We start from the raw sequence: 13,961 nt of genomic DNA, 5'->3' as shown, positions 1-13,961 counted from the left end.
CAAACCCCGCCATTTGGCGGGGTTTGTCGTTTTTAGCGGTTTACCACATCAGATCATCTGGGATCTGGTAAGCGGCGTACGGATCGTCCTCATCCGGCACCTGGCTTTCGGTGAGGATGTTGAGCTGCACGATACGCTCCGGAGCACGCTCCTGGATCTTCAGCGCCGCCTCGCGCGGGATCACCTCGTAGCCGCCACCGTGGTGCACGATCGCCAGGGAACCGTTGCTCAGCTTGTTACGCATCAAGGTGTTGACCGACAGGCGCTTGACCTTCTTGTCATCCACGAAGTTGTAGTAGTCCTCGGTGGTCAGCTTGGGCAGGCGCGAGGTCTCGATCAGTTGCTTGACCTGGGCAGTACGCGCCTTGGCCTCGGCTTTTTCCTGCTGCTGACGGTTCAGCTCCTGGTCACGCTTGACCTTCTCGGCCTGGGCCTCGGCGGCCAGGCGCGCCTGGGTATCATCAACTTCGGCCTGGCCTTTGTGGACCAGGCGCTGCTGTTTCTGTTTCTCTTTGCCGACCTGCTTGGCCTGCTTTTGGTTGACCAGACCTGCTTTGAGCAACTGGTCGCGAAGGGAAAGGCTCATGGTGCTTACTCACTTAGGCAACTGCTCAACCGCAGCTGGACACATTCTTTTCTTGGCGTTTGGCTTCGCCCCAGAGGGCGTCCAACTCTTCGAGGGTGCAATCTTCTATGGGTTGGTGCGTATCGCGCAATGCTTGTTCGATAAATCGGAAACGTCGTTCGAACTTGGCATTGGCACCGCGCAAGGCGGTTTCCGGGTCGACCTTGAGGTGACGCGCCAGGTTGACAGCGGCAAACAGCAGGTCGCCCACTTCATCGGCGATAGCCACCGAGTCGTTATCGGCCATGGCTTCGAGCACTTCGTCCAACTCTTCGCGCACGTTATCCACCACCGGCAACGCGGATGGCCAGTCGAAACCGACCTGGCTGGCGCGCTTTTGCAATTTGGCCGCGCGGGACAACGACGGTAAGGCGGTGGGCACATCATCGAGCAGGGAGAGTTGCTCGGGAGCGTCGGACTTTTCTGCGCGCTCCTCGGCCTTGATCTGCTCCCAGCGCTCCTTGACCTGTTCTTCGCTCAACTGCGGGATATCCAGCGGTGCGTACAGGTCGCCCGTTGGGAACACGTGAGGATGCCGGCGAATCAACTTACGGGTGATGCTGTCGATCACGCCGGCAAATTCGAAGCGCCCTTCTTCCCGGGCCAGTTGGCTGTAATACACCACCTGGAACAGCAGATCGCCCAACTCGCCTTGCAGATGATCAAAGTCGCCGCGCTCGATGGCGTCGGCCACTTCGTAGGCTTCTTCCAGCGTGTGCGGGACGATGGTGGCGTAGGTTTGCTTGATGTCCCACGGGCAGCCGTATTGCGGGTCGCGCAGGCGGCTCATCAGGTGCAGCAGGTCTTCGAGTGAATACATCGTATCTCTTTCCGCTGAAAATCCAATGTGGGCGCTGGCTTGCCTGCGATGCTCGCGACTCGGTGCTTCAGTTAAACCGAGGTGATGCTATCGCAGGCAAGCCAGCTCCCACATGAAGCAGCTAACACAATTCAGTTCGCGCCCATCCAGCTATTCATGGTGTGCGGTTGCGCCGGGTTTCGATGATGTTCGGCAACTGGGAAATCCGCCCCAGCAACCGCCCGAGTGCGTCCAACCCCGGAATCTCGATGGTCAACGACATCAACGCAGTGTTGTCTTCCTTGTTCGAACGGGTGTTGACCGCCAGCACGTTGATCCGCTCATTGAGCAGCACTTGCGAGACGTCACGCAGCAGGCCGGAACGGTCGTAGGCACGGATGATGATGTCCACCGGATAAGTGAGCACCGGCACCGGGCCCCAGCTGACCTGGATGATCCGCTCCGGTTCGCGCCCGCCCAACTGCAGCACCGAGGCGCAATCCTGGCGGTGAATGCTCACGCCACGGCCCTGGGTGATGTAGCCGACAATGGCGTCGCCCGGCAGTGGCTGGCAGCAGCCGGCCATTTGCGTCATCAGGTTGCCCACGCCCTGGATCTGAATATCGCCGCGCTTGCCCGGCTTGTAGCCCGTGGCTTTGCGCGGGATCAGTTCCAGCTGTTCGTTGCCGCGCTCTGGCTCGACCAGTTGCTGGGCCAGGTTGACCAGTTGCGCCAGGCGCAGGTCACCCGCACCGAGGGCGGCGAACATGTCTTCGGCGATCTTCATGTTGGCCTTTTCGGCCAGCTTGTCGAAGTCCACCTGAGGCAGGCCCAGGCGCGCCAGTTCGCGTTCAAGCAAGGTCTTGCCGGCGGCAACGTTCTGGTCACGCGCCTGCAGCTTGAACCAGTGGACGATCTTCGCCCGCGCCCGCGAGGTGGTGATGTAGCCCAGGTTAGGGTTCAGCCAGTCGCGGCTCGGCGTGCCGTGCTTGCTGGTGATGATCTCGACCTGTTCACCGGTTTGCAGGCTGTAGTTGAGCGGCACGATGCGCCCGTTGATCTTGGCGCCGCGGCAGTTATGGCCGATTTCGGTGTGCACGCGGTAGGCGAAGTCCAGCGGCGTGGCGCCCTTGGGCAAGTCAATAGCGTGGCCGTCAGGCGTGAAGATATAGACCCGGTCCGGCTCGATATCCACCCGCAGTTGTTCGGCCAGGCCGCCGATGTCGCCGAGCTCCTCGTGCCATTCCAGCACTTGGCGCAGCCAGGAAATTTTCTCTTCGTACTGGTTGGACCCGGCCTTGACGTCGGTGCCCTTGTAGCGCCAGTGCGCACACACCCCCAGCTCGGCCTCTTCGTGCATGGCGTGGGTGCGGATCTGCACTTCCAGCACCTTGCCTTCAGGGCCGATTACCGCCGTGTGCAGCGAGCGATAGCCGTTTTCCTTGGGGTTGGCGATGTAGTCGTCGAATTCCTTGGGAATGTGCCGCCACAGCGTGTGGACGATACCCAGCGCGGTGTAGCAGTCGCGCATTTCCGGCACGAGCACGCGCACCGCACGCACGTCGTAGATCTGGCTGAAGGCCAGGCCCTTGCGCTGCATTTTGCGCCAGATGGAATAGATGTGCTTGGCGCGGCCGCTGATGTCGGCGTCCACGCCAGTGGCTTGCAACTCCGAACGCAACTGGCCCATCACGTCGCTGATAAAGCGCTCGCGGTCCAGGCGCCGTTCGTGCAGCAGCGTAGCGATCTGTTTGTACTGGTCGGGTTCCAGGTAGCGGAAGGACAAATCCTCCAGCTCCCACTTGATATGGCCGATGCCCAGGCGATGGGCCAGCGGCGCGTAGATGTCGAAGACTTCGCGGGCCACGCGGTTGCGCTTTTCGTCATCGGCGGTCTTCACCGCCCGGATCGCGCAGGTGCGTTCGGCCAGCTTGATCAGGGCGACGCGTACGTCGTCGACCATCGCCACCAGCATTTTGCGCAGGTTCTCTACCTGGCCCTGGGTGCCCAGCACCATCGACTGGCGCGGGCTGAGGCTGGCGCTGATGGCCGCCATGCGCAGCACGCCGTCGATCAACTTGGCCACCACCGCGCCGAAACGCTGGCTGACCAGCGGCAACGCAATGTGCCCTTCGCGCACGCCGCGATAGAGCACGGCGGCGATCAGCGAATCCTGGTCCAGCTTGAGATCGGCCAGGATCTCGGCGATTTCCAGGCCAGTGCGAAAACTTGAAGTGCCTTCGGCCCACAGGTTCTTGGCCGCATTGTCTTGCTGTTCAGACTCACGAGCGAACTCGCAGGCTGCTTTCAAGGCTTCACGGTCCAGTGCCGGGTCGACACTGACGGCATGATCCAGCCATGCCTCGAGATTGATACTGCCGTCGGTGTTGATCGGCTGGTGTGCTCTCACCTGTACCATCTTGCTTACCTTCCCTACGACGCACCTTCGATGCGCCAAAATCATCGCCGACTTTTACTGCGAGCTCCGTGGCAGTGTTCAGGCCCTGGAGAACGCAGGCCAGTCGGATTAAACGGGCATCCTAGCCCGCTTCAAATAACGCCATGGCCTCGACATGCGCGGTCTGCGGAAACATGTCGAGGATCCCGGCACGCTTTAGCCGGTAGCCTTGCTTGACCAACTCAACCGTGTCCCGCGCCAGCGTGGCTGGGTTGCAGGACACATACACCAGGCGCTTGGCCCCCAAGGCTGCAAGTTTGCGCACAACCTCCAGGGCACCATCGCGGGGTGGGTCCAAGAGTACCGCAGAAAAGCCCTGTTTGGCCCATTCTGCGTCAGTCAAAGGCTGGGACAAATCCGCCTGAAAAAACTGTGCGTTATGCAAATGGTTGCTGACGGCATTGAGCGCCGCACGGTCCACCATGGCCTGCACGCCCTCCACCGCCACCACTTCGCGCACATTGCGAGCCAGTGGCAGGGCAAAGTTGCCCAGGCCGCAAAACAGGTCCAGTACCCGTTCGTCGGCTTGTGGCGCCAGCCAATGCAGCGCTTGGGCGACCATCGCCTGGTTGACCCCGGCATTGACCTGCACAAAGTCGCCCGGCCGGTACGCCAGCTCCAAGTCCCAGGCATCCAAACGAAAGCCCAGGGCCTGACCCGGCTCAACGGGCTCCGGCTGCCCTTCCCCGTGCAGCCACAATTGGGCGTCATGGAAAGCGCAGAATTCCTTGAGGATCTGCAGGTCAGCCTCGGACAACGGCGCCATATGCCGCAGCAGCACCGCAATGGACGAGCCGCTGAACAACTCCACATGCCCCAACGCCTGCGGTTTGCTCAGGCGACGCAACATCGTTGGCAGACGCTGCATGATCGGTTGCAAGGCCTGTACCAGCACCGGGCAATCATCGATAGCGACGATGTCCTGGCTGGCCACGGCGCGAAAACCCACTTCGAGTTGCTTCGCCTTGGCGTCCCAACGCACGGCTACGCGGGCGCGGCGCCGGTAACCGAATTCCGGCCCGCTCAACGGCGCTGCCCACTCTTGCGGCTCGACGCCGGCTACCCGGGACAATTGCTCGGCAAGCATGCGCTGTTTCAGGGCAAGTTGTTCTTCATGGGGCAGGTGCTGCACGCTGCAACCGCCGCAGCGGCCAACATGGGCGCAGGGTGCCGGGCGACGCAACTCACTGGCCTGGAACACCCGCTCGGTACGCGCCTCGACCACTTTGCCATGGGCGCCCAACACCCGTGCTTCCACCTCTTCGCCGGCCAACGCGCCATTCACAAACCAGGTGCGGCCTTCAAAGAACACGATACCTCGGCCGTCATTGGCCAGGCGCTCGATGGTCAGGCGTTGTTTCTTGCCCACGGGTATTTGTGGGGCCCGGCTGCCGCCTGTCGGTTGGAAGCGCAGGCCTCTCTCGTGCTTGGCCATCAGTTGGGTTCGTCGAAAATGCCGGTCGACAGGTAACGGTCGCCTCGGTCACAGATGATCGCGACGATCACCGCGTTTTCCACTTCTTTGGACAAGCGCAACATACCGGCCACCGCGCCACCGGAGGACACGCCACAGAAGATGCCTTCCTCACGGGCCAGGCGCCGGGTGGTGTCTTCGGCTTCGCGCTGGGCCATGTCGATGATGCGGTCTACCCGCGTGGCGTTGTAGATCTTCGGCAAATACTCTTCGGGCCAACGACGAATACCCGGGATGGCCGCGCCTTCCATCGGTTGCAAGCCGACGATCTGGATCGCCGGGTTCTGCTCCTTGAGGTAGCGCGAGTTGCCCATGATGGTACCGGTGGTACCCATGGAGCTGACGAAGTGAGTGATGGTGCCCTGCGTCTGGCGCCAGATCTCCGGGCCGGTGCTGGTGTAGTGCGCCTCGGGGTTGTCGCCGTTGGCGAACTGATCGAGCACCACGCCACGGCCTTCGGCGGCCATGCGCTCGGCAAGATCGCGGGCGCCTTCCATGCCTTCTTCCTGGGTAACCAAGATGAGTTGGGCGCCATACGCGGTCATCGCCGCCTTGCGCTCGGCGCTGCCGTTGTCGGGCATGATCAACACCATTTTGTAGCCCTTGATCGCCGCGGCCATGGCCAGGGCGATCCCGGTGTTACCCGAGGTGGCTTCGATCAGGGTGTCGCCGGGCTTGATCTGCCCACGCAACTCGGCGCGGGCGATCATCGACAGCGCCGGGCGGTCTTTGACCGAGCCGGCCGGGTTGTTGCCCTCAAGTTTGAGCAACAGGGTATTGCTGGTTTCACCCGCCATGCGTTGCAAGCGGACCAGGGGCGTGTTGCCGACGCAATCGGCGATTGTTGGGTACTGCAAGGTCATGGCGTATTCGCAATCCAGACTGCGGGGCGCACATCATACCGGGAAAGGCCGGCGGGCCATATCACGCAAAGTGCGGTGCTTATGGCTTAAAGGCATAAGCAGCGTTTATGTCGGGTCGCTATGATTACGCTGGAAAACTTCAGCGCCCATCGCGGCAATCTGCCCTTCGATCAGCGCTTCAAAGGGTTTGAGCAGTGGCTCAAACGATGTTGGCGCTTCCAGCACCTGCAACGCTTGCGTGATCGCTTCGACCGTCGATAAGGCGCCAGGCCCCGGCGCCTTGCGCAAGCGATAGCGGGAAACACCGCCGTCGGCCAATGTCACCCGGGGCAGCGCCGCCAACAAAGGGTTGAGGTGCAACAGCTTGCGTGCCTTGCGCCAGGTGCCATCGGGAACCACTAACAGCAGTGGCTGATCGTCAGGTGCGTAGGCGTGCAGCGGCTCGGCGTCATCCGCCGGGAACAACAGGCGTGCTCGATAGCCAGGCGGGTTCAATAGCATAGGCAGATCATCAAACACCTCCCCCACCACCAACTGCGCGTTGTTCAGGCCCAACGCCGCCAACCGCGCAGTATTGAGCGCATGGCCGACCTCGCTCGGGTGCTGCAACACCAACACGCGGGTGCGGCTGTCGAGGTGGGGGATCAGCGCACAGAGGCAGTGCGTGGTCGGGCGCAGGCAGCGCGGGCAATGGGGTCGGGACATGGTGTTTTCAGGCCTGGTTGAGCTGGGTCTTGAGCAAATCGCGAAAAGTCTGGATCAGTGGCTCGCGGCTGCGGCCACGGCGCATGATCATCGAAAACGGCGCCTGGTAACCGAAGGTGGCTGGCAGCAAAACGCGCAGGTCGCCCTTGTCCGCCCAGGCCTGGGCGTAGTGCTCCGGCAGGTAGCCAATATAAGCGCCCGACAACACCAGAATCAGCTGCGCCTCCATACTTTCCACCGTCGCAGCGCTGTGCTTGAAGCCGTGGCGCGCCAGCTCGGCCTGGCTCCAGTAACCTCGCCCGACCATGCGTTGCTGGGTGATCACTTGTTCCGGGATGCGCCGCTCGTTAAACAGCGGGTGCCGGGTGCTGCAATACAACCAGTGCTGTTCGCGGTACAGCGGCATGTAGATCAGCCCGCTCATGCGGTTGGAAAACGCGCCGATGGCCAGGTCCAGACGGTTGTCCTGCACCCCCAGTTGCAATTCGTAGGGGCTCATCACCGACAGGTGCAAATGCACTGCCGGGTGCTCCAGGCTGTAGGCGCCAATCACTTCAGCGAACGGCAAGGCCTTGTCGCTGACGGTGGAGTCGAGCACCCCGAGTTTGAGGGTGCCGCGCAATTCGCCTTTCAACGCAGCGGCGTATTGCTCGAAACCTTCGAGTTCGCCCAACAGGCGCAAGGTTTCCTGATGAAACAGCTCGCCCTTGCTGGTCAGGCTGAAGCCGCCACGGCCGCGATGGCACAGCACCAGACCCAAGGCCGATTCGAGTTGGCTCATGTAGGTGCTGATGGCCGACGTCGACAGGTTAAGTTCGTGCTGGGCGCTGGCAAACCCTTGATGGCGTACGACGCTGACGAAGATGCGCAGGAGTTTCAGGTCGGGCAAGGCGTTGGCCATGGGGGCTCCAGGGGGGGCACACTAAAATTGTGGGAGCTGGCTTGCCTGCGATGGCGCTGTATCAGCCACCCGGTCTATCCCTGACAGACCGCCATCGCAGGCAAGCCAGCTCCCACATTTGGATGGAGTTTACCCCAGGCTTTAGTTTAGAAAAATCTGAACTAAGTATTTGCCTCTGCCGATTCTTCCTACGCCAGGCTTTTCGCAGAATCGGCCCCTGACAACTAAAACAACGAGGCAATCCCGTGGACAAGATTCTCCACCAACCACTGGGCGGCAACGAAATGCCGCGCTTCGCCGGCATCGCCACCATGATGCGTCTTCCCCACCTGCAAACGGCCAAGGGCCTGGATGCTGCCTTTATCGGCGTACCCCTGGATATCGGCACCTCGCTGCGCGCCGGTACGCGCTTCGGCCCTCGGGAAATCCGCGCCGAATCGGTGATGATCCGGCCCTATAACATGGCCACCGGCGCCGCCCCGTTCGACTCACTGTCAGTGGCCGATATCGGCGACGTGGCGATCAATACCTTTAACCTGCTCGACGCGGTACGCATCATCGAAGAGGCCTACGATGAGATTCTCGAGCACGACGTCATCCCCCTGACCCTGGGCGGCGACCACACCATCACCCTGCCGATCCTGCGGGCGATCCACAAAAAACATGGCAAGGTCGGGCTGGTGCATATCGATGCCCACGCCGACGTCAACGACCATATGTTCGGCGAGAAAATTGCCCACGGCACCACCTTCCGCCGCGCCGTGGAAGAAGGCTTGCTCGATTGCGACCGCGTGGTGCAGATCGGCTTGCGTGCCCAGGGGTATACCGCCGAAGACTTCAACTGGAGCCGTAAGCAAGGCTTTCGCGTGGTCCAGGCCGAAGAATGCTGGCATCACTCCCTGGCGCCGCTGATGGCCGAAGTGCGAGAAAAAGTCGGCGGCGGCCCGGTGTACCTGAGCTTCGACATCGATGGCATCGACCCCGCCTGGGCGCCCGGCACCGGCACCCCGGAAATCGGCGGGCTGACCACCATCCAGGCCATCGAAATCATCCGCGGCTGCCAGGGCCTCGATCTGATTGGTTGCGACTTGGTAGAAGTGTCGCCGCCCTACGACACCACCGGCAACACCTCGCTGCTGGGCGCCAACTTGCTGTACGAGATGCTCTGCGTACTGCCTGGCGTCGCGCATCGCTGATACAGCGTCTTCACATTAACAATCAAGGGGATCTAACAGGTCCCCACAACGATGTACCTGACTTTCGCTCGCGTGTTTACCGAGCCAGCTGCCGCCTGATCGCCCATAAAAAATATAATCGGAGAACCGCCGTCATGGCTTTGGATTTATTCGTCGTACTCATCTACGCCGCCGGCATGCTGGTGCTCGGCTACTACGGCATGCGTCGCGCCAAGACCCACGAAGACTACCTGGTCGCCGGCCGTAACCTCGGCCCGTCCCTGTACATGGGCACCATGGCCGCCACGGTACTAGGCGGTGCCTCCACCGTCGGCACCGTGCGCCTGGGGTATGTGCATGGTATTTCGGGTTTCTGGCTGTGCGCCGCACTCGGCGCGGGCATCATTGCCCTGAACCTGTTCCTGGCCAAGCCCCTGTTGAAGCTGAAAATCTTCACCGTCACCCAGGTCCTGGAAAAACGCTATAACCCCATGGCCCGCCAGGCCAGCGCGGTGATCATGCTGGCCTACGCGCTGATGATCGGCGTGACCTCGATTCTGGCCATCGGCACCGTGCTGCAAGTGCTGTTCGACCTGCCGTTCTGGATGTCGGTACTGGTGGGCGGCGGCGTGGTGGTGGTGTATTCGACCATCGGTGGCATGTGGTCGCTGACCCTCACCGATATTGTGCAATTTGTGATCAAGACCGTCGGTCTGATGTTCATCCTCTTGCCGATCTGCCTGTACCGCGTCGGTGGCTGGGATGAGCTGGTGGCCAAGCTGCCGACGTCGAACTTCAGCTTCACCGCGATCGGCTGGGACACGATCATCACCTACTTCATGATCTACTTCTTCGGCATCCTGATCGGCCAGGATATATGGCAACGGGTGTTCACCGCCCGTGACGAAAAGGTCGCCCAGTACGCAGGCACTTTCGCCGGCTTCTATTGCATCCTGTACGGCCTGGCCTGTGCGCTGATCGGCATGGCCGCCCATGTGCTGATCCCGGACCTGGACAACGTCAACAATGCCTTCGCCGCGATCGTCAAAGCTTCGCTGCCGGACGGCATTCGCGGCCTGGTCATCGCCGCCGCGCTGGCCGCCATGATGTCCACCGCCAGCGCCGGCCTGCTCGCCGCCTCCACCGTGTTGACCGAAGACCTGCTGCCCCGCCTGCGCGGCGGCAAGGCGTCGAGCCTGCGTATCAACCGCCTGTTTACCCTGTTGACCGGCATTGCCGTGCTGGGCATCGCGTTAGTGGTGAACGATGTGATCAGCGCCCTGACCCTGGCCTATAACCTGTTGGTGGGCGGCATGTTGGTGCCCTTGATCGGCGCGATCTTCTGGAAACGCGCGACGACCTCGGGCGCAATCACCTCCATGAGCCTGGGCTTTGTGACCGCGCTGGTATTCATGTTCAAGGATGGGCTGGATGCAAACACACCGATCTACTACAGCCTGGCGGTGGCGCTGGCGAGCTTTGTGCTGGTGAGCTTGCTGTCGCGTCGGCCGGCCAAGGTGGCGGCTGCGGTGGTTTAAGCTATAACAGGGACGGGGATATTTTCTTCAGCGGGCGCGACGTCGGAGGTCGCGCCCGTTTTTTTCGCCTGATAGAAAGTAATTGTGGGAGCGGGCTTGCTCGCTCCCACATTTTTTGGACCGCGTGATTAGCGGCGACGTGGCCGACGCTGCTCGTCATCCGTGCGGATCGGCACCGGTTGCAGTGGAGGCTCGATCAAGCCCAATGCAACGCCAAGGTCGTGGAGCCAGTTTTGGATTTTCTCTTTCATGATTGCCCCCTTTGAGGGTAGTGCTGGCCGGCGTGAGTTCTGTCGCCGTTTCCTAAAGTGATAGTAGCCCTAAGTCCTAGGTAATGCTTGAAGGAAACCACAACGAACTATTACTGAATTGATCCGAATCCTGACGGATCGTTCAAGCAATGGCACGTGTGTCTTGCACGCATCGCGGATTGCCGTCTTGCTGCAGGTCGATCCATGCATTGAGGTTAGCGCCGAGCATACCCTTTCGCCACATCAGCCAGGTGGTCGCAGTGGCAAAAGGCCCGGTCAGCGGATGAACGGACACGCTGTCCTTGCCGGGCAGGCTGTCGAGCATGGATTCAGACATCAACGCCACGCCGGAACCTGCAATCACGCAGGCGAGCATGCCTTGGTAGGACTCGATCTCGATGGCTCGCCCCATCGCCACACGCTCGTGGGAAAACCAGGTTTCCAGGCGCGTGCGGTAGGCGCAACTGCGCCGGAACGTGAACACCGCACGGCCCGCCACATCCTGGGGGCCACGCACCGGCGGGTGATCGGCCTCGCAAATCAGCACCAGGCGCTCTTCGCACAGCGGTACGCCATCCAGGGTGGCGATGGTCAGCGGGCCGTCGACAAAGGCTGCGTCCAGGCGCCCGGTAATCAGCCCTTCCAGCAACTCCCCACTGGGCGCCGACTGCACCTGCAGGTTCACCATGGGGTAAGTCTTGTGATAGCGCGCCAGCAGCTTTGGCAAATGAACCGCGGCGGTGCTGTACATGCTGCCCAAGACGAAGTCACCGGCCGGCTGCCCGCCTTGTACCGCGCCGTGGGCTTCGTCGTGCAGCGCCAGCAGGCGGGTGCTGTAATCCAGCAGTACTTTGCCCGCCGGAGAAAGCTGCAAACGCTGGCGCTCGCGCACGAACAGATCGACGCCCAGTTGCTCTTCCATTTGTTTAAGCCGGGTCGACAGGTTGGAGGGCACGCGGTGCAGGCGCTCAGCGGCGCGGGTGATGGAGCCCTCTTCCGCCACGGCCTGGAAAATGCGCAATTGACTGAACTCCATTACTTTCTCCAAAAATGAACAAGTTACTCACTATTATTCAATTTTACAGAAAGTCAATCCGTCTTAGCCTGCAAGGCATTCGCTTCTTTGCAGGAAACCTGAATATGTCCCCGCTGATTCGTTTACTCGCCAGCTTCGTCGCCCTGATGATGGCCATGGGCATTGGCCGCTTCGCCCTGACTCCGCAAATGCCGCATTTGCTCAGTGAAGGCCAGATCGACCTGACCGGCGCCGGCCTGCTCGCTGCCGCCAATTACCTGGGTTATTTCGTCGGCGCGGTGGACTCGATCTTTGCCCGTAGCCATCAGCATGTGCGCGGGCGCCTCTACGGCGGGTTGTGGCTGTGCGTATTGCTGACCCTGGCGTCCTACTGGGCTAACGGGTTCTGGCCGCATGTGCTGCTGCGCTTCGGCACCGGGGTCGCCAGTGCGTGGGCTCTGGTGATGATTACCAGCCTGAGCCAACCACTGGCGATTGCCGCCGGCCGTCCACGCCTGGGTGCGCTGGTGTTTGCAGGGCCGGGGTTGGGGATTGTGCTGACGGGGCTGCTGGCGCTGGTTTCCAACCTATTGGGGCAAAGCTCTGCAACGCTGTGGTTGCTCTACGGGACGGTGGCGCTGGTGATGTTGCTGGCGATCCTGCCATTTTTACCCAAGCCGGCCATCACTGTTACACAGGCCGCCAGCGCGGGGAGCAACGGCAGCATCGCGCACCTGTGCTGGATTTATTTCTTGTTCGGCCTGGGCTACATCATCCCGGCGACCTTTCTGTCGCAGATGGCCAGCGCTCAATTCCACGGGGCCTGGCAGGCCGATCTGTTCTGGCCCTACTTTGGCCTGGCGGCCGCGCTGGGAGTGGGGGTGGCCAGCCTGCGCCGCAAGCACCCGAATACCACCCGTCACTGGCTAATGGCGACTTTATGGCTGCAAGCGGCCGGGGTGTTCGCCTGCCTGCTTGGCAATGGCTGGGGCTTGGCGCTGGGCGTGTTGCTGTGCGGTGCGCCCTTTCTGGCCTGCATGCAACTGGTGATGGCGCGGCTCAGAGAAGTCGCGCCCCATGGCTACCAACGCAGCACGGGGTTGCTGACCGCCAGCTTCGCCGTCGGCCAATTGAGCGGGCCACTATTGGCGTCGGTCAGCAGCCATCTCAGTGGCGGCCTGCAACCGGCATTGGTCGTTGCCGGTACCGGGTTGTTATTAGGCGGTTCAGTACTGATCAACCGCCCTCTACCGCCGCAGCCGATTTGCACACAAGTGGCCAACAGCGCAACAAATGGCGGTTAGGCACGTGCCCCACGCCATGTCCATCAGCGCCAACCCAGCGGACCAGCCTTGAAGCGTGGCCCAGTTGCTCAAGTCATAGGTGCCATAGGCCACCAGGCCAAGCAAGGCGCCCAAACGCGCAGCGCGCTGCCAACTGGCGCTGGGCAAGACCACCAATACTACGCAACCGAGGACATAAAGGAGATAGAACAATACCGCAGGCAGCAGGCGTGGCTGATCAAGCATCAGCGCGCCGAGCAGGGATTTGTAGGTGGAGCCCATGAGCACGCCGAGCCAGAGGCCGTCGAGGACCAGGAAGGCGAGCAAGGTGCCGAGGTAGGCAAAAACCGTTCTTTTCGACATGACACAACCCTGTAGGAGCGAGCTTGCTCGCGAAAAACGTACATCCGACGCCACACTGCGCCTGGAATATTTTCGCGAGCAAGCTCGCTCCTACAGGAGAGCAGCCTGTACTCAGCTTAGTTCAATGCGGTCCGCATGAATCACGATCTGCCCTTGCTTGTAGAGCGCACCAATGGCCTTCTTGAAGTTGCCCTTGCTCACGCCGAACAAGTTGCTGATCACCGCCGGGTCGCTTTTGTCGCTGACCGGCAGGGTGCCGTTGTTGTCGCGCAACTTCGCGAGGATCTTCGAGTTCAGGCTGGAGGCCGCTTCCTGGCCCACCGGTTGCAGGCTCAGGCTGATGTTGCCATCGGCGCGGATCTCTTTGATGAAACCCTTCTCTTCCTTACCCGGACGCAGGAACTTGAACACTTCGTTCTTGTGGATCAGGCCCCAGTGCTTGTTGTTGATGATCGCCTTGAAGCCCATGTCGGTGGCTTCGGCCACCAGCAGGTCGACTTCCTGGCCCACC

Annotated in this window: 13 protein-coding genes and 1 pseudogene; 3 read left to right on the top strand and 11 right to left on the bottom strand. The window is 61.4% G+C overall.

Going from position 1 to position 13,961, the window contains the following annotated elements; translation table 11 throughout:
* Positions 1-40: 40 nt before the first annotated feature.
* The 7 genes from GIW04_RS09740 to GIW04_RS09710 form a co-directional block, all read right to left on the bottom strand.
* Positions 41-586: a DUF2058 domain-containing protein gene (locus GIW04_RS09740; RefSeq protein ID WP_003193073.1), complete on the bottom strand. Its 546-nt coding sequence runs from the start codon at positions 584-586 to the stop codon at positions 41-43.
* A 25-nt stretch (positions 587-611) separates the two neighbouring features.
* Positions 612-1,445: a nucleoside triphosphate pyrophosphohydrolase gene (gene mazG / locus GIW04_RS09735; protein WP_120248429.1), complete on the bottom strand. Its 834-nt coding sequence runs from the start codon at positions 1,443-1,445 to the stop codon at positions 612-614.
* 154 nt (positions 1,446-1,599) lie between these two features.
* A complete protein-coding gene (gene relA / locus GIW04_RS09730; RefSeq protein WP_003193076.1) occupies positions 1,600-3,843 on the bottom strand; it encodes a GTP diphosphokinase in 2,244 nt (747 codons plus the stop codon).
* A gap of 121 nt (positions 3,844-3,964) precedes the next feature.
* On the bottom strand, positions 3,965-5,317 hold the full coding sequence (rlmD, locus tag GIW04_RS09725) for a 23S rRNA (uracil(1939)-C(5))-methyltransferase RlmD (RefSeq protein WP_120248430.1): 1,353 nt from the start codon (positions 5,315-5,317) through the stop codon (positions 3,965-3,967).
* Positions 5,317-6,219 (bottom strand): cysteine synthase CysM, encoded by a 903-nt coding sequence (gene cysM / locus GIW04_RS09720; RefSeq protein WP_003193080.1) that lies wholly within the window; start codon positions 6,217-6,219, stop codon positions 5,317-5,319. The genes rlmD and cysM overlap by 1 nt, the downstream gene beginning before the upstream one ends.
* A 105-nt stretch (positions 6,220-6,324) precedes the next feature.
* Complete coding sequence (locus GIW04_RS09715; protein WP_003193083.1) at positions 6,325-6,924, bottom strand: tRNA-uridine aminocarboxypropyltransferase; 600 nt, start codon at positions 6,922-6,924, stop codon at positions 6,325-6,327.
* A 7-nt stretch (positions 6,925-6,931) separates the two neighbouring features.
* On the bottom strand, positions 6,932-7,825 hold the full coding sequence (locus tag GIW04_RS09710; RefSeq protein ID WP_003193084.1) for a LysR family transcriptional regulator: 894 nt from the start codon (positions 7,823-7,825) through the stop codon (positions 6,932-6,934).
* Between the two features lie 245 nt (positions 7,826-8,070).
* Here GIW04_RS09710 and speB point away from each other — a divergent pair, with 245 nt between their 5' ends.
* Together speB and GIW04_RS09700 are read left to right on the top strand one after the other, a co-directional pair.
* Positions 8,071-9,021, top strand: coding sequence for an agmatinase (gene speB / locus GIW04_RS09705; RefSeq protein ID WP_003193086.1), 951 nt, complete (start codon positions 8,071-8,073; stop codon positions 9,019-9,021).
* A gap of 134 nt (positions 9,022-9,155) precedes the next feature.
* Entirely contained in the window at positions 9,156-10,538 is a 1,383-nt protein-coding gene (locus GIW04_RS09700) for a sodium:solute symporter (RefSeq protein WP_003193087.1), read from the top strand.
* A 128-nt stretch (positions 10,539-10,666) separates the two neighbouring features.
* Here the strand turns inward: GIW04_RS09700 and GIW04_RS31250 are convergent, their stop codons facing one another.
* Both GIW04_RS31250 and ptrR read right to left on the bottom strand, forming a co-directional pair.
* Positions 10,667-10,789, bottom strand: a complete 123-nt coding sequence (locus GIW04_RS31250; protein WP_003193089.1) for a PA1414 family protein — start codon at positions 10,787-10,789, stop codon at positions 10,667-10,669.
* 142 nt (positions 10,790-10,931) lie between these two features.
* On the bottom strand, positions 10,932-11,825 hold the full coding sequence (ptrR, locus tag GIW04_RS09695; RefSeq protein ID WP_034136141.1) for a putrescine utilization regulator PtrR: 894 nt from the start codon (positions 11,823-11,825) through the stop codon (positions 10,932-10,934).
* Between the two features lie 104 nt (positions 11,826-11,929).
* Here ptrR and GIW04_RS09690 point away from each other — a divergent pair, with 104 nt between their 5' ends.
* Positions 11,930-13,108, top strand: a complete 1,179-nt coding sequence (locus GIW04_RS09690; protein WP_120248431.1) for an MFS transporter — start codon at positions 11,930-11,932, stop codon at positions 13,106-13,108.
* On the opposite strand, the gene GIW04_RS09685 is transcribed toward GIW04_RS09690, so the two are convergent.
* Both GIW04_RS09685 and GIW04_RS09680 read right to left on the bottom strand, forming a co-directional pair.
* Positions 13,052-13,450 (bottom strand): DUF2177 family protein, encoded by a 399-nt coding sequence (locus GIW04_RS09685; RefSeq protein ID WP_080765638.1) that lies wholly within the window; start codon positions 13,448-13,450, stop codon positions 13,052-13,054. The two genes, GIW04_RS09690 and GIW04_RS09685, sit on opposite strands and share 57 nt — an antisense overlap.
* A 111-nt stretch (positions 13,451-13,561) precedes the next feature.
* Positions 13,562-13,961 (bottom strand): annotated as a pseudogene (locus GIW04_RS09680) (GntR family transcriptional regulator); the annotation flags it as partial.

Origin of the sequence: Pseudomonas sp. PA-4-8C (genome assembly GCF_021606625.1) — a bacterium.
GTDB classification, from domain to species: Bacteria; Pseudomonadota; Gammaproteobacteria; order Pseudomonadales; family Pseudomonadaceae; genus Aquipseudomonas; species Aquipseudomonas lactis.
This window is presented reverse-complemented; position numbering and strand designations above follow the sequence as displayed.